The following is a 24033-nucleotide window of genomic DNA, read 5'->3' on the forward strand; positions in this document are numbered from 1 at the left end:
AGCCTTTTTTATTTCGCATTTTCCCTGGTTGGGAAAAGAAAGGAAGATTATTTCTTTTTAGCCTTGGCTTTCGGAGCGGGTTTCGCTTTGGCGGCGGCTTTTTTAACTACCGGTTTTGCTTTAGCAGCAGCTTTCTTCGCAACCGGTTTCGTTTTAACAGCAGCTTTCCTGGCTACCGGTTTCGCTTTAGCAGCGGCTTTCTTCGCTACAGGCTTTGCTTTACCAGCGGCCTTTTTAACAGCGGGTTTTGCCTTAACAGCGGCTTTTTTAGCAACAGGTTTTGCTTTGGCTGCGGCCTTTTTAGCTACGGGTTTCGCTTTAACTGCAGCTTTTTTAGCAACAGGTTTTGCTTTGGCTGTGGCCTTTTTAGCTACGGGCTTTGCTTTAACTGCGGCTTTCCTGGCTACGGGTTTCGCTTTAGTAGCGGCTTTCTTCGCAACCGGCTTTGCTTTAACGGCTGCCTTCTTCGCAACCGGTTTCGCTTTAACCGCAGCTTTCTTGGCTACAGGTTTCGCTTTAACTGCGGCTTTCTTTGCAGCGGGCTTCGCTTTGGCGGCAGCTTTTTTAGGAGCAGGCGCTGCTTTGGCGGCAGGTTTCTTCGCTGCGGGTTTCGCTTTGGCGGCAGCTTTTTTAGGAGCGGGTGCTGCTTTGGCTGCAGGCTTCTTCGCTGCAATCTTAGGCTCGGCTTTCTTTTCAACGGGAGCCACCTTGGCAGGAGCTTTCTTTTTCACTGCTTTCTTTGCGGGAGCAGGAGCAACCGGTTCGGCGGCAGGTGGGGCGGCCACGGGAGCGGCGGCTTCTTCTTTTTCTTCAGCTTTCACATCTACCCAGCCGTCGGTATGACCTTCCCAAAGCTCGATGATCTCGCGGGCATGGTCGCCGGTGTCGGGTTTCTCGATGATGTGGGCTACTACGCCGTTTTCATCGATGAGGAAAGTGGTGCGATGGGTGCCGTCGTAAGTGCGGCCCATGAATGTCTTTTCACCCCAAACGCCATACGCGTTCAGAATTTCGTGACTGGTATCCACGAGGATGGGGAAAGGCAGTTCGTACTTGTCGCTAAATTTCTTGTGGCTTTGCTCGTCGTCCTCGCTGACGCCGACCACGGCATACCCTCTGCCCAGGAGCTGGGAGTGGTGATCGCGGAGATTGCAGGCCTGGGTTGTACAGCCCGGCGTCATGTCGTGCGGGTAAAAATAGAGGATTACTTTCTTTCCTCTGAAATCGGCCAGCGATACGGTGTTACCATGCTGGTCCACGGCGGAGAAATCAGGGGCGCTTACCCCAGGTTGCAGATGCGTCATGGTTTTACTAGCGTTTAAACGTCAAAGTATATGTGGATGAGTTATTGGCAATGTCCGTCACGGTGAGCGTAAGGGTGTGCGTCCCCGGAGGGCAATGTTTATCAAAATTATAAGAAACTACGTTACTTTTCCTCGAAAACCGCAACCATTTTCCATCCAGTTCCGCGCGGTAGGATTTGATCCCGCTTCCGTCGCTCATGCTGAATGCGATCCGCCCTGCGCCGCTGAGGTTCGCGTTTTGCTTCACCCCGCCCAGCACGGTGATCTTCGGCGCGATGGTATCCACCATCAGCTGGAAATCCCCCAGGTCCCGCGAGCTCCCGCGATACCAGCCGTCTGCCTCAGGCGCGGCCGCCGTCACACTTTCCCCGAACCCCTTGCGCTGCAAAACCATATGATCCCGCAAATGCTCAGGCACGGGGCGCGTTGGCTTTATCCGCAAACTGAAGCCCGCATGCAGCGGCACCAGCGCCGAATGCAGCCGGTAGATATTCGAATAACCCGCGGCAGACGCGATCTCCGAATACCGGAAACACAACTCGTCGTACAGCGAGCCCTCATCCAGGCTGAATTCCACCTGGTTGTTCTCGAAAATGTTCATCGACTCGGGGAACATCCGGTTGGCGCAGTTCGCCGGTGACGAAGCACCGCCGCTCTGCTGCAGCGAGATCTTTACATCGCTGTAGTTCCCGTAAGCGTCCGTTACGCGCACCGTTACCGGGTGCGCCTTTCCGTCCGACAAATCAATCACCCCGTCGCCGCCTTCTTCTTTGTAAATATCGAGCTGGTTACCCGGCAGCGAAAACAGCAGCTGCACATACGGACCGCCGCCTTTCTTCATTTTATAATCGATGTGGGCGTTGAGGTACCGCGTTTCGTCGTAGCCGATATTGTCGAGCTGGAAACCGAGGTCCACCGCGCCGTCGCGGATGAGCATGGCTTCGTAGATGCCGTTGGGGTTGGGGGAATTGCTTTGCCTGTCCAGCGCGCTGACGCCCAGGCTCACCTTGTCGGTGGGCATTTGCACGAGGGGCCGCGTGGCGGCGTATTTACCGTCTTTTCCCCGGCGAACGGGCACCGTCACCGGCGTTTGTTCGAAAATGCTCTTGTTGCGGTCGTAAATCACGATGCGGGAGATTTCCGGATCTCGCGTATCGGGAATATTGAAACCGAAGAGCATGCCGTTCAGGGGCTTTTCCGTTTGGGTGTCGCGGATTTCGAAGTGGAGGTGCGGGCCCGCGGAACCGCCGGTATTGCCGCTCCAGGCAACGAACTGGCCTTTGGTGACCGGGAACATGTCCGGCGGGATGGTGAGATCTACGGCCCAGCTTTCCTTTTCGTATTGCTGGCGCTCGATATATGCTTCGAGTTGTGGAAAGAATTTATTGAGGTGGGCGTACACCGTCGTGTAGCCATTGGGATGGGTGATGTAAAGCACGTTGCCGAAGCCGGTGTGCGACACGCCGATCCGGCTCACATAACCTTCCGCCGCGGCGTGAACGGGGAGGTTCTCGCGTTGCTGTGTCTTGAGGTCGAGGCCGGAATGGAAGTGATTGGGCCGCAGTTCGCCGAAATTACCGGCAAGTTCAATGGGAACGTTCAGCGGGTTTCTGAAATAGCCTTTCGGGTAATGTTTCTCCGGCAATGACTGCGCCTGCACGAGCTGCGGGAGCATGAGCAAGAGAGCTATCGTTCTTTTCATCGTGCAAATGTAATGGTTAAAGGATAGCCGGAAGGCGGCAATCCATGATTGACAGCGAATTAACATATTTTTTGCCAACAACTGTGCCGTTTTCCTTAATTTCCATTTACCAAAACCAATCTTCTTTATGAGCTACCCGATACAAGAGATCCAGGGGATCGGCCCCAACTACGCAGGCAAACTGCAAGGCATCGGCATCGACACCGTGGCGAAGTTGCTGGAAGACGGCCGGCAGAAAAGCGGAAGGTCCCGCATCGCGGCATCCACCGGCATTCCCGAAACACTGATACTGACATGGGTGAACCATGCAGACCTTATGCGCCTCAACGGCGTGGGCGACCAGTTCGCCGAGCTGCTCGAAGCGGCGGGCGTGGACACCGTGAAGGAATTGCGGAACCGGAATGCGGAAAACCTGCACGCCAAAGTGTATGAACTGAACCAGCTGAAGAACCTCAGCGGCCGGGCGCCTTCGCTGGCGGAAATCCAGTCCATGATCGATCAGGCGAAAGACCTGGAGCCCGCCATTTCCTACTAACCTTCATTACAGCAAAAAATGCCAAGGGCGAGGATCATTCCCCGCCCTTGTTTATTTTATAGGGATTAGCGGTTACTGTTTTTTTAACCTAATTTAGACACCGCAAAAAAGACGCATGTCAATCAAAGTAACGGCGCTGCTGAAGCAGTACGGGGAGCAAAAGGCGGTAGACGGCATCTCTTTCAGCCTCCAGAAAGGCGAGATCGTCGGGTTCCTGGGGCCTAACGGCGCAGGGAAATCCACCACCATGAAGATTATCACGGGCTATCTGCCGCCTACGGGCGGCTCGGCTTCGGTTTGCGGGCACGATGTGGCCAGCGAACCGCTGGAGGTTCGCCGCCGCGTGGGTTACCTCCCGGAAGCCAATCCCCTGTACCCGGACATGTACATCCGGGAGTTCCTTGAGTTCGCCGGCGGCATGCACGGCCTGAAAGGCAAGGCGGCTACCGCCAGGATTGACGAGATGATCGGGCGGACGGGCCTCACCCCCGAGCGCCACAAGAAGATCGGGGCGCTCTCCAAAGGGTATAAACAACGTGTAGGCCTGGCGCAGGCCCTGCTGCACGACCCGGAAGTCCTCATCCTCGACGAGCCTACTTCCGGCCTGGACCCTAACCAGTTGGCAGACATCCGGCAGCTGATCCGGGAACTGGGCGAAAACAAGACGGTCATGCTTTCCACCCACATCATGCAGGAAGTGGAGGCGCTCTGCAGCCGCGCCATCATCATCAACAAAGGCCACATCATCGCCGACGGCGCCATCAGCACCCTCCGCCAGGGCGCTTCCGGGTTTATCCAGGTAGCCTTCGCCGAGGAAACGGCCGCATCCGACCTCCAATCACTCCCCGGCGTACAAAAAGTAACCGCCGCCGAAGGGAATTCCTGGCGCCTTTACACCACGGAACCCGAAACAGTACGGAAAAACCTGCTGCAATTCGCTTTGATAAATAACCGGAACATCCTTTCTTTGCAGAGCAATTCGCTGTCGCTCGAAGACGTGTTCAGGGAACTGACAAACTAGTGGTAAGAATCGGTCACCTTTTCTAGCATTTAACAATAAAAATTTTACCCATGAGTATCATTTCAGAGATCCATGCCAGACAGATTTTAGACAGCCGCGGCAATCCCACGGTGGAAGTAGACGTAACCACGGAAGATGGCCACCTCGGCCGTGCCGCCGTTCCCTCCGGCGCATCTACCGGGAAACACGAAGCCGTAGAGCTGCGCGATGGCGATAAAGGGGCTTACATGGGCAAAGGTGTGCTCAAAGCGGTAAAAAACGTCAATGAAGTGATCGCTGACGAACTCATCGGCTGGGACATTTCCGACCAGGCCGGCATCGATAAACTCCTCATCGAGCTCGACGGTACCGAAAATAAAGCCAAACTGGGCGCCAACGCCACCCTCGCCGTGTCTATGGCAGTAGCCAAAGCCGCTGCGGAAGCTTATGGCCTCCCCCTCTTCCGCTACCTTGGCGGCGTAAACGGCACCACCCTGCCGCTGCCCCTCATGAATATCATCAACGGCGGCGTTCACGCCGATAACAAGATCGACTTCCAGGAGTTCATGATCATCCCCGTGGGTGCAGACACCTTCTCCGACGGCCTCCGTTGGGGCGTGGAAGTGTTCCACCACCTTAAATCCGTACTGAAGAAGAAAGGATACAGCACCAACGTAGGCGACGAAGGCGGTTTCGCTCCTGAAATCCAGTCGAACGAAGAAGCGATCGAAACCGTGCTCCAGGCCATCGAAGCCGCTGGCTACAAACCCGGCTCCCAGATCGCCATCGCGCTCGACGCCGCTTCCAGCGAAATGTATAACGAGGCCGACAACACCTATAAATTCTACAAATCCTCCCAGAAAATCATCTCCTCCGACGAAATGGTAGCCTTCTGGGCAGAATGGTGCAAGAAATACCCCATCGTTTCCATTGAAGACGGCATGGCCGAAGACGACTGGAACGGCTGGAAAAAACAAACCCAGGCCATCGGCGCCAATGTACAGCTCGTTGGCGACGACCTGTTCGTGACCAACGTGAAGCGACTGAAACAAGGAATCGACCAGGATATCGCGAACTCTATCCTCATCAAGGTTAACCAGATCGGCACCATCACCGAAACCATCAACGCCGTATCCATGGCGCAGAAGGCAGGTTACACCTCCATCATGAGCCACCGTTCCGGCGAAACCGAAGACACCACCATCGCCGACCTGGCTGTGGCGTTGAACTGCGGTCAGATCAAAACCGGTTCCGCTTCCCGCACCGACCGTATGGCGAAATACAACCAGCTGCTCCGCATCGAGGAACTGCTGGACAGCAGCGCCATTTATCCGAAAAATTCCATTAAATTTGGTAAGAAATAATTTCTCTTCTTACCGCGTTTAATTAGTGGTCAAATACAAAACTCATCCGGGCACTGTCTTCAGTGCCCGGATTTTATAAGCAAACGGTGTGATTATGGAACAGAAGAAGCCGAGATTCAGAATCCCCGCATGGGCCCGGAACAAATACATCATCAGTTGTATCCTTTTCGGCGCATGGCTCCTCTTCCTCGACCGTAACAACATCCTCTACCAGTTCCAGCTCTACCGCGAAGTCAACCAGCTCGAAAACCAGAAAGACTTCTACCAGAAAGAGATCAGCCGCGACCGCCAAACCCACCAGGAACTCTTTTCCAGTCCCGATAAACTCGAAAAGTTCGCGCGCGAACAATACATGATGAAAAAGGATGATGAAGACATCTACATCGTGCCGACTCCTCCCGACGCAAAACGTTAACCGCCTGACAATCACATCCCTTTATTTGTTAAAAACTTGCTAAATTCAAAAAAATAGCCTAGTTTAACAATACTGTCGAGCCATTCTCCGTTATTTTATCGTTATCCAGAATTTTCGTGACCGGGTAATTTGTTTGAATCCATTTAACAACTAATAACCATCAAACGCATGCCTAATTCTACCCTGCCTTTCTCCGTCCTCAAGGGCGCTTTAACCGATCCTGCACAAAAAACCAAGCATATGCCAGAGCAAGAATTGATGCGTGAAGAGCAGCAGTTGCATCTGCAAACCAACCAGGCGCTGGATTCCATTCGGTACAGCCCCCGGCAGGCTACGCTTGTGGCTATCTTCGACCACGCCCAGGAAGCCGGCAAAGCGCGTTAGTTTTAGTATTTTGCGCGCATGACGAAAAAAGAGCGATTCCAATATGTGATCGATTATTTTGAACATCATGCGCCGGATGCCGAAACGGAACTGCTGTACGATAATCCGTATCAATTACTCGTTGCCGTTATCTTGTCCGCCCAGTGTACGGACAAGCGCGTGAACATGACCACGCCGGCCATCTTCAGCCAGTACCCGGATATTCCTTCCCTCAGCCACGCCACGTTCGACGAGCTGTTCCCGCTCATCCGCAGCATCAGCTATCCCAACAACAAGACCAGGCACCTCATCGGCATGGCCAATATGGTCATGGATGAATTCAATGGCGAGATCCCGTCTACCGTGCCCGAGCTCGTCAAGCTCCCCGGTGTGGGCCGCAAAACCGCGAACGTGATCACCAGCGTTATTTACCAGCAACCCAACATGGCCGTAGACACCCACGTTTTTCGTGTATCCGCACGGCTGGGTCTTACCACCAACGCCAAAACGCCGCTGCAAACAGAACAACAACTCCTGAAATACATTCCCAAAGAAAAGGTCCACATCGCCCACCACTGGCTCATCCTGCATGGTCGGTACATCTGCATCGCCCGGAACCCGAAGTGCGGAGAATGCGGCTTGCGAAAGGTGTGCAAATATTACCAGCAGCTGGTAAAATCTTAAAAAATCACTTTGCGGGACGAACCGTTTTTCACTATATTGGAGAAATTAAAAAAATTTAAAAATTCTCCACGTGAATACCAGCAAAGGCGCCCAACTATCCTTCATGATGTTCCTCCAGTATTTTATCTGGGGGGCCTGGTACGTTTCCATGAACTCCTACATGGCTACCAACCTGCAATCCACCGGTCAGCAAATCAGCTACGCCTATATGGCGCTGGCCATCGCCACCATGATTTCCCCGATTTTCGTGGGGATGGTGGCCGACAAATACTTTGCCGCCCAGAAAATCATGGGTGTGTTGCACCTCGTGGGCGCGGGCACGTTGCTGCTGGCCACCACCACCACTTCCAACACGGTTTTCATTGGGATCGTGCTGTTCTATTCGCTGCTGTACATGCCCACCATCGCGCTGAGCAACTCGGTAGCGTTCACGCAAATGCAGGATCCCACCAAGCAGTTCCCGCTCATCCGTATGTTCGGGACCGTGGGCTGGATCTTTTCGGGTATCCTCATCAGCAATCTCCTGGAAGTCGAAAAAACACACTTCATATTTATCATCGCGGCCGCCGCCTCCACCATCCTGGGGATGTACAGCTTTCTGCTGCCCAATACGCCGCCGCCGGCGAAAGACACGTCCATGTCCGCTTCGCAGGCGCTGGGGGCTGATGCGCTCGTATTATTCAAGGACCGGCCGTATACCGTGTTTTTCGTTGCAGCGGTGCTGATCTGCATCCCGCTGAGCTTCTATTACGGTTTCGCCAACCTCTTCCTGAACGAAGCGGGGATGGAAAATGCGGCCGGGAAGATGATTTACGGGCAGATATCCGAAGGGCTCTTTATCCTGGCGATTCCTTTACTGCTGAACAGAATCGGGGTGAAAAAGATGCTGATACTGGGGATGGGCGCCTGGGTGATCCGGTATATCCTCTTCGCATACGGCAACAGCGGCGACAACCTCTGGATGCTATACGGCGGCATTATCCTGCATGGCATCTGTTATGATTTCTTCTTCGTGACCGGTTATCTTTATACCGAAAGGAAGGCGGGAGAGAAGATCAAGTCCGCCGCGCAGGGGCTCTTCACCTTTGCCACTTACGGTCTCGGCATGGTGATCGGTACGCTCTTCTCCGGCATGGTGGCCGATCACTTCACGGCCAACGGCCAACGCGTATGGTCCAGCATCTGGATGGTGCCGGTATACATCGCCGCGGCGGTACTGGTGTACTTCATCCTGGCTTTCCGCGACCGCAAACAAACAGACGTAAACGCATAAAAATTTAATATCACTATGGCGAAAATTGCAATGCTTGGGTCCGGATTCATCGGACGGTTCTATGCAGATTCTTTACAGGGGCAGCGCAGCCGCGACAAGATCGTGAGCATCTACTCGCGCCGCGAAGAAAGCGCGAAGAAGTTCGCGGCAGATTACAATTGCGACCACTGGACCACGGATATGGAAGAGGCGATCAACCATCCCGATGTGGACATGGTCTGCATTTCCCTTCCCAACAACCTGCACGAAGCCGCCGTGCTGGCGTGCTGCAAGGCGAAAAAGGCCGTGATGTGCACCAAGCCCCTGGGCCGCAACGCCGAGGAAGCCCAACGCATGATGGAAGCGGTGGAAAAAGCCGGTATCTTCAACGGCTACCTGGAAGACCTGGTGTATACGCCTAAATTCCTCAAAGCCCTCCAGTCCGTAAAAGCCGGCGCGCTGGGCAAGATACTCTGGGCCAAATCCCGGGAAACGCACCCCGGCCCCCACTCCGAATGGTTCTGGGATAAAGAACAGGCTGGCGGCGGTTGCATGCTCGACCTCGGTTGCCACTGCGTGGAAATCGCCCGCAGCTTCATCGGCAAAGACATTAAACCCATCGAAGTAATGTGCTGGGCAGATACCCAGGTGAAACCCATCGACGCTGAAGACCACGCTATCGGCCTCGTGAAATACGAAAACGGTGCCATCGGCCAGTTCGAAGTGAGCTGGACCTTCCGCGGCGGCCTCGACCTCCGCGATGAGGTGATGGGCTCCGAAGGCACCATCTGGCTCAACAGTTTCCTCCGTACTGGCTTCGACATGTTCACCACCGGCAAAGGCGCGGATTATGTGGCCGAGAAAGCGGAAAGCAACTCCGGCTGGCTCTTCCCCGTGGGTGACGAACTGAACGAACTGGGTTACAACCATATGTTCGCCGATATGTTCAACGCCGTGGAAGCCGGCAAGGCCCCGCAGGAAACGTTCTACGACGGGTACGTGGTAAATGCCATCCTCGACGCCGCCTACCGCTCCGCCGCTTCCAAGCAATGGGAACCCGTGCAGCTGCCTGTTTGGCGCGGCCAGGAAGGGGTGCAGAAAGAAAAAGCGCTCACCAGCTACAATGAGCAGTTCTACCTCATCAAAGAAGAAATGACGCACTTTGGCACGCAGAAGCTCATCCTGAAAGACAAAAAAACCGGCCAGATCATCGAAAAAACGCTCTGATCCGCCTGCATATCAACGAAAAGCCATCCCGGTATCGCCAGGATGGCTTTTTTAATGTGTAGTAACGTTATAGCTGATGTATATATACCTGTAGTGTATAAAAAGGCTTCAAACCCTTTACTGTAGGGGATCTATGACTCTTTGATATACGTTATATATACTGTTACCCCTCTTTAACCCTTCAGTTACCCTTACTTTACATAGCATTAACACCAAAAAAAACATTGATAATCAGCGTAAAACAAACCGGGCTTTCCCGAGGGCATGGTTGACTTCCACTTCGGTGCATTTTCCTTTTTCGTAATGGTAGATGTTGCGCTTCCCTTCGGGGAGCTGCAGTTCGTAGTTGTGATTGCCGAGGTGGCGGAGCGGAAGCGCCTTGCCGAGGGTTTCGCTGAAAACCTGGTGCACGGCTTCCGGCTCGGAGAAATAGAGATCGCCCACGCAAAAACGGATTCCGTCGGAAGCGAGCTGCCTGGTTTCCCCCTTATGAACCACCGTATAGCCTTTGCCACCCTTCCTCACCGACGTGAGCGGCTCCCCGCCCCTGCGCACCGCCATTGCCTCCTGGAGCACGTGGTGCCGGTATTCCGCCGTGATATCCACCTCCATCCTCGACATCAACTTGGACTGTACCCGGCTTTGCATGGAAATCTTCCGTCCTTCAGCAGTTTTTACCTGCCTGACGGTGACGGTACCGACGGGGTTGTTACCGCCGAGGTAGATGTCATAAATGAAGACATGTGGTTCCTGGAAGGCCGTGGTCCCGAAGAAAACCAGGGCCAGCACGATTCCCGGGAGGATGTTGAATGGACGCATCAGGTTCATGGGCGGAAAGGGTTACGTAAAACAATATACGAAAAAGGCGGTTACCGCTTTTCGCAGCAACCGCCCTTTTTATCTTGAAGCGCTTATTACAGGAGCTCGCGGATCTTTTCCACCAGTTCGCCTTTGGTGATGGGCACGCCCATTACTTTATTATAGCCTTTGGCGGGGATGAGGAATTGTTCGCGGATGATCTTGATAAGCTGGCCGTTATTGATCTCGGGGATCAGCACGTGGTCATAACTGTGCAGTATCTCATCCAGGTTGCGGGGGAAGGGGCGCAGGTAGCGGATATGGGCGTGGGCCACTTCATGCCCTTCGGCCAGCAGCTCCAGCACCGCGCTCTTGATGGCGCCGAAGGTGGAACCCCAGCCCAGCACGAGCACTTTGCCTTTCTCGGGGCCTACCTCGATGTCCTGCAAGGGAATATGATCGGCGATCTTGTCAACTTTTTCCTGGCGGATCTTCACCATCAGCTGGTGGTTTTCCGGGTCGTAGCTCACGTTGCCGGTGATGTTCTGCTTTTCCAGGCCGCCGATGCGGTGCTCCAGTCCGGGCGTGCCGGGCACGGCCCAGGGGCGCACCAGGTTCTCGTCGCGTTGGTAGGGCAGGAAGGCATCTTCGTCTTCGGCCAACCCTTTCTTGAATTTCACGTCGATTTTGGGCAGATCCGCCTGTTTCGGGAAACGCCAGGGCTCTGCGCCGTTGGCGATGTATCCGTCGCTGAGGAGGATCACCGGCGTCATGTGCTGCACCGCGAGGCGAAAGGCTTCGAAAGCCATCTGGAAGCAGTCGGACGGCGTGGCTGCGGCGACTACGGGCATCGGGCATTCCCCGTTACGGCCGTAATATGCCTGCAGGAGGTCGGATTGTTCCGTTTTGGTGGGAAGGCCGGTGGAAGGCCCCCGCGTTGGATATCCACGATCAGGAGGGGGATTTCCAGCATCACGGCCAGGCCCATGGCCTCGCCCTTGAGGGCTACGCCGGGGCCGGAGGTGGTGGTGATACCCATATGCCCGCCATAGGACGCGCCGATGGCGGAGGTGATACCGGCTATTTCATCCTCGGCCTGGAAGGTGCGGATACCAAAGTTTTTATACTTGCTCAGCTCATGCAGGATGTCTGACGCGGGCGTGATGGGATAGGTGCCTAGGAAAATAGGCAGGCCCGATTGCTGGCCGGCGGCCACGAGGCCGAAAGACAAAGCAGTATTGCCCGTAATGCTGCGGTAGGTGCCAGGCTCCATGCGGGCCTTTTCCACCCTGAACCGCGAGGCGAAGGCTTCCACGGTTTCCGCGAAGTGGTATCCTGCGTGGAGGACTTTGACGTTGCTTTCGAGGATTTCGGGCTTCTTGCTGAACTTGGCGTTGAGGAAGTTCAGGGTGCTTTCCATGTCGCGGTCGTAAAGCCAGTACAGGAACCCGAGCACGAACATGTTCTTGGCGCGGTCTTTCTCCTTCATGCCAAGGGAGCTTTCCTTGAGGGCTTCCCGGGTCATTTTGGTCACGTCCATGGTGTGGAGCTGGTAATTGACGAGGGAGCCGTCTTCCAGCGGGTTCACGCCGTCGGGATAGTTGGCCAGGCGGAGATTTTTGGCGTCGAAGCCGTCGGTATTGGCGATGATGATACCGCCTTTTTTCAGTCCTTTCAGGTTGGCTTTCAGGGCCGCGGCGTTCATGGCAACGAGGACGTCGCAGGCATCGCCGGGGGTGAAGATGCGGTTGGAAGAGAAGTGCAACTGGAAACCGCTCACGCCGGGGATGGTGCCCTGGGGCGCGCGGATCTCCGCTGGAAAGTCGGGGAAGGTGCTTAGGTCGTTGCCGATGAGCGCCGTGTTATTGGAGAATTGCGTACCGGTCAGCTGCATACCGTCGCCGCTGTCCCCCGCAAATTTTATCACTACATCCTCTATCTGTTGAATCGTTCTATCGGACATTGATGTTTGCTTTATGATAATATATATAATGGACAAATATGTTGGCTGATGCCCCAGGAGTCCTTCCGGATTTCACAGGCTTCACAGCGAATGCTGTAAAATTACAGAATCAGCGTTAAAATACCGTCCTTTTCCATCGGCCAAAAGTATACAAAACCAGTAGACTTTACTCATAACTAAATGGAATGCCCCATTCCAAAACCCGTACAGTTGTTTTTCCGGCAAGGTATTTGTTATTTTCTGACCCGTGAGAAATTGACGTGAAACAACTGTATCACTCCTTTGAAACCCTTTACGGACAAGGAAAGTGATAAACTAACGTCAACGATACTACGTAAATAAGTAGTTTTTCGATTCGCCGCAAACCCATACTGTTAAAGGATTTGTAAAGATTTGTTAAAGCGGCGGAATTTGATCAAGTGGCATGGTGTTTGCAAAATTCTCAACAGCGACAAGCATTTCAACACAAATTAGTTTGCTTATCGAATACATTTACTTGAACCATTCTTTATTATTAAACCTTTTAAAATTGTATGCTATGAAAAGAGCAAAATTAAGTTTGTTAGCAGTTGCGGCCGTTGCATTCGGCGCATTCGCCTTCAAAGGTATCGCAGGCGGTTCCATCTCCGGTAAAGTAGTTCCGGCCGACGGAGCAACAGAAGCATGGGCAGTTTCCGGCACCGACACGCTGAAAGCCCCCATTGCTGACGGCGCCTTCTCCTTCGCAGAAGCAGCAGCCGGCACTTACACCGTGATTGTTGACGCCAAGGAACCCTTTAAGGACGCTACCATCACCGACGTAAAAGTAGAGGACGGTAAAGCAACCGACCTTGGCGAAATCAAACTTGCACAATAAGTAAATAGTTGGTTTTCATAGGGGTTAATCAAGCCGGTCCGCCTGAATCAGGCGGCCGGCTTATTTTTTCCCCGCCTATCTGGGGGTAGGCTCCCCATCTGCCGTCATTATGTTATCCGCCATTGCGGATTACCCCTAAAATCACTCAGAAAATGAAAATGACGGCAAAAAACGAATCGATCCTGGCCATCAGCGGCCTCAGCACCTGGCTCCTCCTCTGCATGGTCGCCATCTTTGGCTTCATCCTCACCGGCTGCAGCCGTGAAAACGTTATCGGCTCCGGCCGCATGATCACCGAAGAACGGACTGTAGGCCGCTTCGATGAAGTGACCATCGACGGCTCGATGGATGTTATCATCAAACAAGGGCCCGCCATCCCACTCACCATCGAAGCGGAAGACAACGTGATGCGCTTCGTGGAAACCTACATCAGCGGCACCACGCTCCGCATCCGGATGCGCGACGGGCTGAATCTCCGGAGGCACAAACAAATCATTGTTCATATCCAGAGCGAAGACTACCGCAAAGTGGTGTTCTCCGGCTCGGGCGAGGTAACCACGCCGGACACGATCCGGAGCACCCAATTCACGGCGGATCTCAACGGCTCCGGCAACGCCCGCCTGAAAGTAGACGCCAATGAAGTGCGCCTGTACCTCTCCGGCTCGGGGAACATCCGTGCGGAAGGGAAATCCCGCGACTACCTCGCCAACATCGAAGGCAGCGGTAACATCCACGCGGATGCGGTAAAAACCGTGAATGCCAACGTCAAGATCACCGGTTCGGGCAACCAGTCCATCTCCGTGAGCGAAAAGCTGGACGCGAGGATCACTGGTAGCGGCAACGTGCGCTACTACGGCAATCCGGCCACCGTAAACGTGAATATTTCCGGATCCGGAAAAGTCATCAAGCAATAGCATCTACCGATCGGACCCAAATGAAAGCAACCGCTGTACTGTCATCCGCCATTCGTCCTGATATGCATATTGCGAAAGCCCAAACCGGTTATTTTTGCAATATGTCAGAAAACGACCGGTTATTGCAACTCTTACGGGAAGATGAGCACCAGTTTATGAAAGCGCTCTTCCAGGCTTACTTTGCCCTTGTGTGCAAGTCGATTTACCGCCTTGTGCCGGATATGGCTACGGCCGAAGACCTGGCGCAAGAGGTATTTATCAAGGTCTGGAACCGGCGCGACCAGCTGGGAGAAGTTTACTTCAAAGCCTATCTTCACCGCGCCGGGGTCAACATGGCCCTCGATCATATCGACAAGCACAAGCGGCGGGGCGGCCCTCCCCAGGAGATAGGGCCGGCGGCGGAAGAACAGCAGGCCACGGCGCCGGTGGTTCACCTCGCAGACACGCAGACCCGCATCCGCCAGGCGGTAGACGCGCTGCCTGAAAAATGCCGGGAAGTATTTATGCTGAGCCGGTACGAGGAATTGAGTTATAAGGAAATCGCGCAAACGATGCAGATTTCCATCAAAACGGTAGAAAACCAGATGATCACGGCCTTGAAAAAGCTGCGACATTCGCTCAGGGAATACCTGGAATGACGATGCTTCCCTACACCATCCACGCCATTGTCAAGAAAGTATTTCCTATCAGAAAAAAACTAGCATGTTGAGCAACGAATATATGGATACACTCATCGCCCGCGATATCGAGGGCACCATCTCCGGGGCCGAGCAGCGGGAACTGGCGGACTGGCTGCAGGAAGACCCTGCCAACCAGGCCTACTACGAGGCCCTGAAAGATACCTGGGACCTGGCGGCGGACGCCTGGACCGAGGTGCCCGAGCCCGACACGGCCGCCAACTGGGAGCGTTTTTCCCAAAAGATCGCCGTACCAGAACCGGCCCCTTTACAAGTGGCCCACCGCGGGCGGGGAAGATGGCTCGCCGCCGCAGGCGTAGCGGCCATCCTCGCCACAGGAATCGCGTTCTTCCTCACCCAGTCCGACAAAACCATCACGCTCGCGGCCACCGCGGAGAAGCAGCTCTTCACCCTCCCTGACGGCAGCAAGGTGTACCTCAACCGTAATTCCACCCTGCAATACGACGAGCGCTTCGCCGAAAATAACCGCAACATCACCCTGGAAGGAGAAGCCTTCTTTGATGTGGCGCCCAATGCCGCCCATCCGTTTATCGTACATGCCGGGGCATCGCAAACGGAAGTCCTGGGAACCTCGTTCGGAATCAAGGCATATGGCGAGCAGCCTGTACGGTTGAATGTGGTGACGGGGAAAGTCGCCTTCTCCAATGCCACCCGCAAATCGGACGCTCTCGTACTCACGGCGGGCCATGCCGCGGAAGTGCGGGCCGGGAAGGATCCCCAGGCAGTAACAGACACCGATCCTAATTTCACTTCCTGGAAAGACAATAAGCTGGTTTTCAACCACGCCAGTCTTGCCGCTACGTTCTCCGCCATGGAAGAGTATTTCGGCATCACGATCCACATCGAAGACAGCGCCATCGCCGGGATGGAGTATATGGGCACATTCAGCGATCCCAATCTCGATTCCATGATGAAAGTGATCGCCGCATCCACGGAAGTGAAGATTGTGGAAGAAAGCAAGGGCGTGTATAAAGTCAGCAAATAGGCTTGCCGCTATACTAAGACACAACTGAAGAAAGATGGAATCCGGGCCCGTGGGGTCCGGATTTTTTATGCCCGGTCAAAAGCGGATGACGCGCTACAGCCCAAAGCGGACTTGCTTTCGACAGAAGGCCGCGGCCAGGAAGCGACTGGCGCTTTCCCGTGCGAAAGATATGGTGAAAGCGAGGGCCATTGCGGGCTGGCTTTCGATAAGGAGTGGTGGCGGCCAGTAAACAAGAAGCGCTTTCCACTCCGAAGCTACGGCGAAAGCAAGATCCCCGGCGTGATGGCGGATTTGTGGGAAGTACGGGACAAAAAAATCCGGTGCCTTTCGGAACCGGATTCTTTTTATTGACGGGGGTCGCTGAGGGATCAGGCGCCGCCGAGTTTGCATTTCTGGAGTACTTCCCAGGATTTGCCGTTATGGCGGAGGAAGTACAGGTTGTTTACTTTAAAGGAAGCCTGGTACTCTTTGTTTTCGTACTCGGGCCATGCTTTCTCGAAAGTAGCGTCGTCGAGGTCTTTGAAAGCCACGGTAACGTGGGGCGTGAAACCGGTGCGGGCGAGCATGGTGCTGAAGCCGAATTCTTTCCGGAGGAAATTGATCAGCTGGCGATGCATGGCGCTCATAGATTCGGATTTCTCCACGTTAATGAAGAGGACGCGGTTTTGTTTGTTGGGGAAGGTGCCGAAGCCGTTGAGGCCAACTTCAAAGGGCGCCTGCGTTTTGGCGAACTCTGTAAGTTCTTCGCAGAAGGCTCTTTCGAGGCTCGGGTCGGCGGTGAAGGGTACCTGCAGAGTAATGTGCGGGAGTACTTTCAGTGCGTACATCGGGCCGTATTGCTCGGCAAATTCCTGTTTTATTTTGATGATCTCCTTGCCTACTTCAGCAGTAGGGAGCAAGGCGATAAAGTAGATCTTGTTATCGGGTTTGGGAGCACGGGGACCGCCTCTGAAGCCGCCCTGGGGTCTTCCGCCGCCGCCCTGGGGCCTGCCGCCGCCGTATCCGCCGCCGCCACGGTTGAATCCACCGCCGCCACCGCGATTAAAGCCGCCGCCACCGCCGCCGCGGTCATATCCGCCGCCGCCACCGCCACGGTTGAAGCCTCCGCCTCCACCGCCACGGTCATAGCCGCCGCCACCACCGCCGCGATCGTATCCGCCGCCACGGTCGTAGCCACCGCCACCGCCGCCGCGGTCATATCCACCGCCGCCGCCACGATTGCCGCCGCCGTATCCGCCGCCGCGGTCGTAACCACCGCCGCCGCCATAGCCGCCACGGTCGCGATTGTAACCACCGCCGCCTTCTCCGCGGTCGCGGTTGAAGTCGCGGTCGCCACGGTTGAAGTCGCGGTATCCGCCGCCGCCTTCGTTGCGCGGGGTGTATCCGCCGCCCTCGCGGTTAAATGTTCCTTCACGGTTGAAATTTCCACCTTCATTGCGGGGTGTGTAACCACCGCCTTCGCCACGGGGAGTATAGCCGCCGCCTTCGCTACGCGGGCGATAGCCGCCTTCGGGTCGTGGGTTGTTGTAAGGAGGTTCTCCGTCTTTGCCAAATTCGGGTTTCTTGGAATAACCGCCGTCCTGGTCTTGGTTGGGTTCTTGCGGATCTCTGTAGCCAGGAGAATACTTTCGGGGGCGTTCGTTTCTCTCAAAATTCATCTTACTTGATTAAAGCGTTGTTGAAGCAATTTTTCAATGATTTCATGAAAATGAAATTCACCTACTTGTTTAAACTAAAATGATTAAAATTTTATGTCTCATCCGCCGGCGCGTAACCTGCATAACGTCAGGATGATTGATTATGTTCAATATAGACCGGCTTCCGTTTAATGCTATTTAACTTTCTCTACTTTTTTAATGGAATCGCAAAGATAATTTAGCGCCGCATTGCGTGACAATTTTTTCGCGGAAATTTTCTAATTAATCCTCACCTCCAGCTCGACAGGAATATTTAAAGGTAGTTCTGGCAAATGGTTAACTGGATAACATCCAAACCGCGCTTATAGGGCTACCGTTATAAGACCTGGTAAAATATTTTTGCCTTGAGATACACCTGAATCATTTGTTTGAGTAAGTTTTTCAAATCTTATTCATAGCACCAGGATAAATTGTTTTCACCGCGCCAGTGAACATTCACTGATTTTGGCACCCACACAGTGCCAAGCGCTGTTCCCATGTAATATACAAAAAAATCCGGTGTATCCGGTCAAGCCTCCGGGCAATATTAGCACAATACTACCAATCCAATCGTTAATTTTTTGCAAAAATGGTATAAACGGAAGGATTTTCGCATCGAAATGCGCAATTAAGTTGGCGCCTGCCCACCCCGGGTTGCCCCCATGCCAGCAGACGCCCATATCAAAACATTGATTATCAATCACCATCGAGCAAGTTGCCGATTCCGCCCAGGATCCCGCCTTCTTCCTTCCGCGCCCCGGTACCGTAAGCCAGTACCCTGCTCGCCAGGCGGCTGATCGGCAGGCTCTGCAGCCACACTTTCCCCGGCCCGCGCATCACCGCAAAAAAGAGCCCTTCACCCCCAAATACCATGTTCTTCACCCCGCGTACAAACTCAATGTCGAAATCCACCTGCTGGGTGTAAGCCACCACGCATCCGGTATCCACTTTCAACACTTCGCCCGGCGCCAGCTCCTTCTCGATCACATATCCGCCCGCATGCACGAACGCCAGGCCATCGCCCTCCAGCTTCTGCATAATGAAACCCTCACCGCCGAAGATCCCCGTTCCCAACTTCCGCTGAAACTCTATCCCGACATTCACCCCGCGCGCCGCACAAAGAAACGCGTCTTTCTGGCAAATGATCTTGCCGCCCAGTAACCGCAAATCCATCGGGATAATCTTCCCGGGATATGGCGAGGCAAAACTCACCCGCTGCTTGCCATGCCCCACATTCGTGAAACAGGTAATAAACAGGCTCTCCCCCGTAATCAGCCGCTTGCCGGCAGACATGATCTTCCCGAAGATGCCCTGCTTTCCGCCGGAGCCATCCCCGAAAAGGGTTTCCATCTTGATTGCCTGGTCCATCATCATAAAACTGCCGGCCTCGGCAACGGCGCTCTCGTTGGGGTCCAGCTCGATCTCCACGATCTGCATCTCCTCCCCGTGTATTTTATAGTCTATCTCGTGACTGTTCAGCATAGGTTGTTGGCGTTTTTTGTCTTGCCCAAAATTACATGCATTTTACCTTATCGCTTTGGATTTTTTCATCAGCTTCAGCAACTGCGGCAGCATCGCTTCCACCTGCCGCATAAAGCCCAGGTCCGTCAGGTGCACCCCGTCGATCGTAGCCTCATGGTCCTGCCCGATGAGGTTATCGGCAGACAAATAATACAGCTGTTTATACCCTTCCGTTTTCAATTTCGTATATGCTTCCCTGATAGCCCGGTTCTTATCCACCGTCACCTGCCCGATCTTCTGGTCGAAATATCCGTTCTCCCGCTTCACCGTTTCCACGAGCAGCACCGGCACCTCCGGCCGCTTGTCCAGCAAATGCTTGATAAACGGGTATGCCCGGGCTTTCACTTCCTCTACCGTAGGATTCGGAATGCAATCCAACACAAATAAAGATGCGGGCATTTCCGCGAGCAGCTCCGCCACCGGGAATTCCATCTTGCCATTCCCGCTAAAGCCCAGGTTCACCACATCCCAGCCTGTCCGCCGCTGGAGGATGGAGGAGTACGACATCCCCGCTCTGCTGGCCGAAGCGCCCTGCAATATGCTGGAGCCATAAATCACCATGCGGTGCGTGGTATCGATCTTCGGACTGGCCGTTCTTCTAAGTTCCGCTTCCGGCGCCACGCCGATCTGTAAAGAGGTGATTTCGTTGTAGGTGGGGAGATACAGCATGTATTGCCGCAGCTGCCCGTCCATATTGCTGATCAGCGTATTGGCGTTCACCGTGTCTTTATCGCCGGGGCGGCCGACGCCTACCCATTGCCATTTGCCGTTGTTCCAGGCGTAGAGATCCAGCCCGCTATGGCAGATCGGCGGAATGTTGGCGTGATAGAGCCCCCTGCGGAGGGTCCATTTCGCACTGATATACGTACTGTTCGTCTCAAAAAGCACCGCGATGCCTGAGCTATGCTTCGAAAGATTCTTCACCGCAGGCGTCAGCGCCCGGTCCTGCGTGGAATCCAGCCGCTGGTAAACGGGGCTGGTGGGCAGGCCTTTGCCTACGATCTGGAATTGGCGCGCGTCGGTATAACGGGCATTGTCCTGGCCTAAGGCCACGGTCCAGCTGCTTCCTGCCATCAGCAGGGTAAGTATCCAGTTTTTCATCATTTCGAAAAATAAGAAGAAGCGCGCAGGAGTGGAAGCTCCGGGCATAAAAAAAACCGTCCCGAAGAATCGGGACGGTACTAGTTAACCTACAACTGTTACACTGTTTGCTCTGATAAAAACAGTTTCTTAATTCATCGACACCCTGTCCGGATGCTTCGCGTGTTCGTCATGCGGCGCGTCTTCGGGGTGGTTGAAGAAATGATATGGGCGCGGTGAAACATAGTTCGGGTCGTGCAGTTTTCTCACGGTGTCCTTTTTCATGAACAGTTTGAGGATGAGCACGAGGAAGGGAACATATTTCAGTCCGCGGGGGAGGTTGTAAAGGTCGAGCACGTCGATGCAGCGCTTGTTCATCGCATACATCACGGGCACCAGGATCAGCGTCAGGAAGGTGGCGAAGATCAGGCCGAACACCATCGTCCAGGCGAGCGGGCCCCAGAAGGCCACGTTGTCGCCACCGAAGAACAGGTGCGGATTGAATTCGTCGAACAGTTTCCAGAAGTCGATATTCAGGCCCACCGCCAGCGGAACGAGGCCGAGGATGGCTGCGATAGCGGTGAGGATTACCGGCGTCATACGGGTGCGGCCGCCTTCCACCACGGCTTCGTTGTACGGCACGTTCTGCTGCACCAGCAAGTCGGTGAATTCCACGAGTACGATACCGTTCCTGGCCACGATCCCCGCGAGGGCCATGATACCCACGCCGGTCATTACGATGGAGATGTCCATCCCGAAGATGGCGAAGCCAAGGAACACGCCGATAATGGAGAAGAGGATCTCCAGGAAAATGACGAGGGCGCGGCCAACGGAGTTAAACTGCGTTACCATGATGAGGAAGATGAGGCCAACCGCTCCTACCATGGCCAGCAGGAGGAAGTTCATCGTTTCGGCCTGGTCTTCCTGTTCACCTGTCATTTTCACGGTGATGCCGTCGGGCGGATTGAAGTCTGAAACGGCGCTGGTGATTTCGGCCACCACTTCGTTCGCGTTGTAACCTGTCAGTACGTTGGAATACAACGTTACCACCCGTTTTTCGTCTTTATGCTTGATACCTGCGTAGGTATTGCTGTAACGGATATCAGCCACCGCGCTCAGGGGCACCTGGCGGATCTGGCCGCCCATGTTCATATCCCGGTAGGTCAGGTTCAGGTTCATGAGCGTATTGATATTGTTGCGCTGGTCTTCCTTCAGGCGAACGGTAATATCATATTCATCGTCCGGATCGCGGAATTTGGAGGCTTCCACGCCGGCGAGCGCGATGCGCAATGCCGTACCGATCTGACCGGTGGAAATGCCTTCCCGGTTGGCGCGCTCCCGGTCGATATTCACGACGATCTCGGGCTTGTTGCTCTGGAAATCGCTTTTCAGCTCTTCCACGCCACCGATCTGCAGGCTGTCGAGGTAACGTTTCAATTTCTCGGAAGTCATCGCCAGCTGTTCGAATTCATCGCCGGAGATTTCGATGTTGATGGGTTTGCCCGTGGGAGGGCCGCCCTGTTCCTGTTCCACGGTAATATCCGCGCCGGGAATGCCTTTCACGGCTTCGCGCACTTTATCGAGGTATTCGAGGGTGGATTGGCCGTTACGTTTGGAGAACTCCACGAAAGCGACGGTCACCTTGCCTTTGTGGGGATAGTTGCCCTGGTCCATTTGCGAGGGATCGGTTGCGCCGATGGCCACGTTGGAGATGATGGATTTCACGAGCGGGTTATTCTTGCCCACCACTTTCGTGATGCGCTGCTCGATGATATTGGTGATCGAATCCGTCGTTACCTGGTCGGTACCGTTCGGCAGTTCGAGATATGCGTAGATGAAGTTGGGATCGGCGGTCGGGAAGAATACGACTTTCGGGCTGCGGATACCGGTGATCACAATGCTGAACACGAGGAGGCCGAAGGTGCCTACGAGCGCCCATACCGGTCTCCAGCCCACCAGGAACCACTCCAGGATGCTGCGGTAACGGTTTTGCACGCGCGGCCAGATGTTGGATTGGAATTTCCGCGCCACACCGCCGAGCCAGAATCGCTCGATGGTGATGAGCAGCCATATGAACACGACCAGGTTCCCCGCGCCCATGCTTCCGCCGTAACCGATCAGCGCCGCCACGGCGAACACGATGGTCAGGATGGTATACTTGCGGTTCCAGGTCGGTTTGGGATGATCTTCGCCTTCGTGACGATCCATGAAGTCCACCGCGAACACGGGGTTGATGATATACGCCACGAACAGCGACGCCAGCAGGGTCACGATCAGCGTCATCGGCAGGAAGTACATGAATTTACCGATGATCCCGGGCCAGAACAGCAGCGGGAAGAACGGTGCGAGTACGGTCATCGTTCCGGAGAATACCGGCAAAAACACCTCGCCCGCCGCGATCTTGGCGGCTTTGACGATGCCCAGGTCTTTCCGTTCGTAGAAAATCCGGTGCACGTTCTCGATCACCACGATGGCATCATCCACCACGATCCCCAACGCCAGCAGGAAGGAGAACAGCACCATCATGTTGAGGGTGAAGCCCAGGGCCGGCATGAAAAGGAATGCGATGAACATGGAGATGGGCACGGAAGCGGCCACGAACAAGGCGTTCACGGCGCCCATAAAGAACATCAGCACCACGGTTACGAGGATGAAGCCGATGATGATGGTATTGATGAGGTCGTGCAGGGTGATGCGGGTGGCATCGCTCTGGTCGGCCGTAATGGTCACTTCGAGGCCCTTGGGCAGGAGGTTCGCTTTCGCATCTTCCACCAACGCCATGATTTTATCGGAGGCGTTGATGAGGTTTTCGCCGCTGCGCTTGATGACGTTAAGGGTAACTACCGACTTGCCGTCGAGGCGGGCATAACTTTCCTGTTCCTTATGCGAGTCCACCACTTCGGCGATATCGCGGAGGTATACCACCGCGCCGGAAGCGCCGCGCACCACGATGTCGCGGATCAGGTTGGGATCTTTATATTCCCCTTTCACCGCGAGGGAACGCTTCATACCGTCGACACGCACGAGACCACCGGAGATGGTCCTGTTTTCATTTGCCACGGCCATCATCACGTCATCGAAACTGATTTTGGCCGCGTCCATTTTGTATTTATCGAGGTTGATCTGGATTTCACGCTCCAGGGCGCCCACGATGTCTACACGGGTAATCTCGGTCAGGCTTTCAATGCGGTCCTGCATTTCGTCGGCATACTTTTTCAGGGTTTGCAGATCGAAGTCGCCGGACATGTTCACGTTCATGATGGGCACTTCCGAGATCTCCATTTTGGTGATCATGGGATCTTCGGTAAGGTTGTTGGGAAGGTCCTTCTTGGCCGCATCCACTTTTTCCCTCACCTGGATCCCCGCTTCGAGCAGGTCTTCTTCGGGTTTGAATTCGATGATGATGGCGGAGAAGTCCTGGATGGAGGTGCTCGTGATCTTCCGCACGCCCGAGATGGATTTCAGTTTTTTCTCGATGGGCTTGGTCACGAGGGTTTCCATATCTTCCGGCGATGTGCCGGCGTTGATGGTGGAAATATAATATTGCGGGAAAACTACCTCGGGAAACTGCTCCTTGGGAAGATTCTGATAAGTGATGATACCGGCAATGGCGATGATCAGGGTGACCACATAAATGCTCACCTTATTGTCGATCGCCCAACTGGTCGGCCGGAATTCTTTTTCTAAGTCCTTCAT

The 24033-nt window shown here is 54.5% G+C and carries 20 protein-coding genes and 1 pseudogene; 12 read left to right on the plus strand and 9 right to left on the minus strand.

The features are described 5' to 3' along the window. Nucleotides 1-47: 47 nt before the first annotated feature. Together bcp and WJU16_RS10780 are read right to left on the minus strand one after the other, a co-directional pair. Nucleotides 48-1304, minus strand: a complete 1257-nt coding sequence (bcp, locus tag WJU16_RS10775) for a thioredoxin-dependent thiol peroxidase (RefSeq protein WP_341838320.1) — start codon at nucleotides 1302-1304, stop codon at nucleotides 48-50. 7 nt (nucleotides 1305-1311) lie between these two features. Further along, nucleotides 1312-3006 carry a peptidoglycan DD-metalloendopeptidase family protein gene (locus tag WJU16_RS10780; RefSeq protein ID WP_341838321.1) on the minus strand — a complete coding sequence of 565 codons (1695 nt, stop codon included), beginning with the start codon at nucleotides 3004-3006 and terminating at the stop codon, nucleotides 1312-1314. Nucleotides 3007-3133: 127 nt separating this feature from the next. On the opposite strand from WJU16_RS10780, the gene WJU16_RS10785 reads away from it, so the two are divergent. The 8 genes from WJU16_RS10785 to WJU16_RS10820 all read left to right on the plus strand — a co-directional run bounded on the left by WJU16_RS10785 (nucleotide 3134) and on the right by WJU16_RS10820 (nucleotide 9846). Then, nucleotides 3134-3541: a DUF4332 domain-containing protein gene (locus WJU16_RS10785; protein WP_341838322.1), complete on the plus strand. Its 408-nt coding sequence runs from the start codon at nucleotides 3134-3136 to the stop codon at nucleotides 3539-3541. 115 nt (nucleotides 3542-3656) lie between these two features. Beyond that, nucleotides 3657-4562 (plus strand): gliding motility-associated ABC transporter ATP-binding subunit GldA, encoded by a 906-nt coding sequence (gldA, locus tag WJU16_RS10790; RefSeq protein ID WP_341838323.1) that lies wholly within the window; start codon nucleotides 3657-3659, stop codon nucleotides 4560-4562. Between the two features lie 50 nt (nucleotides 4563-4612). Continuing rightward, the gene (gene eno / locus WJU16_RS10795; protein WP_126245602.1) at nucleotides 4613-5905 is read left to right on the plus strand and encodes a phosphopyruvate hydratase; all 1293 of its coding nucleotides are present in this window, start codon (nucleotides 4613-4615) and stop codon (nucleotides 5903-5905) included. Between the two features lie 94 nt (nucleotides 5906-5999). Continuing rightward, nucleotides 6000-6320 (plus strand): septum formation initiator family protein, encoded by a 321-nt coding sequence (locus WJU16_RS10800; protein WP_341838324.1) that lies wholly within the window; start codon nucleotides 6000-6002, stop codon nucleotides 6318-6320. Nucleotides 6321-6560: 240 nt separating this feature from the next. Continuing rightward, a complete protein-coding gene (locus WJU16_RS10805) occupies nucleotides 6561-6704 on the plus strand; it encodes a hypothetical protein (protein WP_341838325.1) in 144 nt (47 codons plus the stop codon). 18 nt (nucleotides 6705-6722) lie between these two features. After that, nucleotides 6723-7367 (plus strand): endonuclease III, encoded by a 645-nt coding sequence (gene nth, locus WJU16_RS10810; protein WP_341838326.1) that lies wholly within the window; start codon nucleotides 6723-6725, stop codon nucleotides 7365-7367. Nucleotides 7368-7437: 70 nt separating this feature from the next. Continuing rightward, complete coding sequence (locus WJU16_RS10815) at nucleotides 7438-8640, plus strand: nucleoside permease (protein ID WP_341838327.1); 1203 nt, start codon at nucleotides 7438-7440, stop codon at nucleotides 8638-8640. 15 nt (nucleotides 8641-8655) lie between these two features. Next, nucleotides 8656-9846: a Gfo/Idh/MocA family oxidoreductase gene (locus WJU16_RS10820; protein ID WP_341838328.1), complete on the plus strand. Its 1191-nt coding sequence runs from the start codon at nucleotides 8656-8658 to the stop codon at nucleotides 9844-9846. Between the two features lie 231 nt (nucleotides 9847-10077). On the opposite strand, the gene WJU16_RS10825 is transcribed toward WJU16_RS10820, so the two are convergent. From WJU16_RS10825 to WJU16_RS10835, 3 genes and pseudogenes are all read right to left on the minus strand, one after another. Beyond that, a complete protein-coding gene (locus WJU16_RS10825; RefSeq protein ID WP_341838329.1) occupies nucleotides 10078-10674 on the minus strand; it encodes a DUF6134 family protein in 597 nt (198 codons plus the stop codon). Nucleotides 10675-10760: 86 nt separating this feature from the next. After that, a complete protein-coding gene (locus WJU16_RS26065) occupies nucleotides 10761-11144 on the minus strand; it encodes a hypothetical protein (protein WP_404980340.1) in 384 nt (127 codons plus the stop codon). Nucleotides 11145-11249: 105 nt separating this feature from the next. Beyond that, nucleotides 11250-12607: pseudogene (locus tag WJU16_RS10835) on the minus strand (2-oxoacid:acceptor oxidoreductase family protein); the annotation flags it as partial. A gap of 538 nt (nucleotides 12608-13145) precedes the next feature. Here WJU16_RS10835 and WJU16_RS10840 point away from each other — a divergent pair. The 4 genes from WJU16_RS10840 (at nucleotide 13146) to WJU16_RS10855 (ending at nucleotide 16060) form a co-directional block, all read left to right on the plus strand. Further along, on the plus strand, nucleotides 13146-13463 hold the full coding sequence (locus WJU16_RS10840; RefSeq protein WP_298715192.1) for a carboxypeptidase-like regulatory domain-containing protein: 318 nt from the start codon (nucleotides 13146-13148) through the stop codon (nucleotides 13461-13463). Between the two features lie 152 nt (nucleotides 13464-13615). Then, complete coding sequence (locus WJU16_RS10845) at nucleotides 13616-14377, plus strand: head GIN domain-containing protein (protein ID WP_341838331.1); 762 nt, start codon at nucleotides 13616-13618, stop codon at nucleotides 14375-14377. Nucleotides 14378-14478: 101 nt separating this feature from the next. After that, a complete protein-coding gene (locus WJU16_RS10850) occupies nucleotides 14479-15015 on the plus strand; it encodes an RNA polymerase sigma-70 factor (protein WP_341838332.1) in 537 nt (178 codons plus the stop codon). Between the two features lie 64 nt (nucleotides 15016-15079). Beyond that, nucleotides 15080-16060, plus strand: a complete 981-nt coding sequence (locus WJU16_RS10855; RefSeq protein WP_341838333.1) for a FecR domain-containing protein — start codon at nucleotides 15080-15082, stop codon at nucleotides 16058-16060. Between the two features lie 368 nt (nucleotides 16061-16428). Here WJU16_RS10855 and WJU16_RS10860 read toward each other — a convergent pair whose 3' ends face one another. From WJU16_RS10860 to WJU16_RS10875, 4 genes are all read right to left on the minus strand, one after another. Next, the gene (locus WJU16_RS10860) at nucleotides 16429-17718 is read right to left on the minus strand and encodes a 2'-5' RNA ligase family protein (RefSeq protein ID WP_341838334.1); all 1290 of its coding nucleotides are present in this window, start codon (nucleotides 17716-17718) and stop codon (nucleotides 16429-16431) included. Between the two features lie 714 nt (nucleotides 17719-18432). After that, nucleotides 18433-19218: a TIGR00266 family protein gene (locus tag WJU16_RS10865; RefSeq protein WP_404980329.1), complete on the minus strand. Its 786-nt coding sequence runs from the start codon at nucleotides 19216-19218 to the stop codon at nucleotides 18433-18435. Nucleotides 19219-19260: 42 nt separating this feature from the next. Then, nucleotides 19261-20361 carry an SGNH/GDSL hydrolase family protein gene (locus tag WJU16_RS10870; RefSeq protein WP_341838335.1) on the minus strand — a complete coding sequence of 367 codons (1101 nt, stop codon included), beginning with the start codon at nucleotides 20359-20361 and terminating at the stop codon, nucleotides 19261-19263. 126 nt (nucleotides 20362-20487) lie between these two features. After that, entirely contained in the window at nucleotides 20488-24033 is a 3546-nt protein-coding gene (locus tag WJU16_RS10875; RefSeq protein WP_341838336.1) for an efflux RND transporter permease subunit, read from the minus strand.

Source organism: Chitinophaga pollutisoli (assembly GCF_038396755.1).
Classification (GTDB): domain Bacteria; phylum Bacteroidota; class Bacteroidia; order Chitinophagales; family Chitinophagaceae; genus Chitinophaga; species Chitinophaga pollutisoli.

Bases quoted from the DNA above. Each gene is read 5' to 3' on its own strand.
- bcp (WP_341838320.1), bottom strand. From the start codon at position 1,304: ATGACGCATCTGCAACCTGGGGTAAGCGCCCCTGATTTCTCCGCCGTG.
- WJU16_RS10780 (WP_341838321.1), bottom strand. From the start codon at position 3,006: ATGAAAAGAACGATAGCTCTCTTGCTCATGCTCCCGCAGCTCGTGCAG.
- WJU16_RS10785 (WP_341838322.1), top strand. From the start codon at position 3,134: ATGAGCTACCCGATACAAGAGATCCAGGGGATCGGCCCCAACTACGCA.
- gldA (WP_341838323.1), top strand. From the start codon at position 3,657: ATGTCAATCAAAGTAACGGCGCTGCTGAAGCAGTACGGGGAGCAAAAG.
- eno (WP_126245602.1), top strand. From the start codon at position 4,613: ATGAGTATCATTTCAGAGATCCATGCCAGACAGATTTTAGACAGCCGC.
- WJU16_RS10800 (WP_341838324.1), top strand. From the start codon at position 6,000: ATGGAACAGAAGAAGCCGAGATTCAGAATCCCCGCATGGGCCCGGAAC.
- WJU16_RS10805 (WP_341838325.1), top strand. From the start codon at position 6,561: ATGCCAGAGCAAGAATTGATGCGTGAAGAGCAGCAGTTGCATCTGCAA.
- nth (WP_341838326.1), top strand. From the start codon at position 6,723: ATGACGAAAAAAGAGCGATTCCAATATGTGATCGATTATTTTGAACAT.
- WJU16_RS10820 (WP_341838328.1), top strand. From the start codon at position 8,656: ATGGCGAAAATTGCAATGCTTGGGTCCGGATTCATCGGACGGTTCTAT.
- WJU16_RS10825 (WP_341838329.1), bottom strand. From the start codon at position 10,674: ATGAACCTGATGCGTCCATTCAACATCCTCCCGGGAATCGTGCTGGCC.
- WJU16_RS26065 (WP_404980340.1), bottom strand. From the start codon at position 11,144: ATGGTGAAGATCCGCCAGGAAAAAGTTGACAAGATCGCCGATCATATT.
- WJU16_RS10840 (WP_298715192.1), top strand. From the start codon at position 13,146: ATGAAAAGAGCAAAATTAAGTTTGTTAGCAGTTGCGGCCGTTGCATTC.
- WJU16_RS10845 (WP_341838331.1), top strand. From the start codon at position 13,616: ATGAAAATGACGGCAAAAAACGAATCGATCCTGGCCATCAGCGGCCTC.
- WJU16_RS10850 (WP_341838332.1), top strand. From the start codon at position 14,479: ATGTCAGAAAACGACCGGTTATTGCAACTCTTACGGGAAGATGAGCAC.
- WJU16_RS10855 (WP_341838333.1), top strand. From the start codon at position 15,080: ATGTTGAGCAACGAATATATGGATACACTCATCGCCCGCGATATCGAG.
- WJU16_RS10860 (WP_341838334.1), bottom strand. From the start codon at position 17,718: ATGAATTTTGAGAGAAACGAACGCCCCCGAAAGTATTCTCCTGGCTAC.
- WJU16_RS10865 (WP_404980329.1), bottom strand. From the start codon at position 19,218: ATGCTGAACAGTCACGAGATAGACTATAAAATACACGGGGAGGAGATG.
- WJU16_RS10870 (WP_341838335.1), bottom strand. From the start codon at position 20,361: ATGATGAAAAACTGGATACTTACCCTGCTGATGGCAGGAAGCAGCTGG.
- WJU16_RS10875 (WP_341838336.1), bottom strand. From the start codon at position 24,033: ATGAAGGACTTAGAAAAAGAATTCCGGCCGACCAGTTGGGCGATCGAC.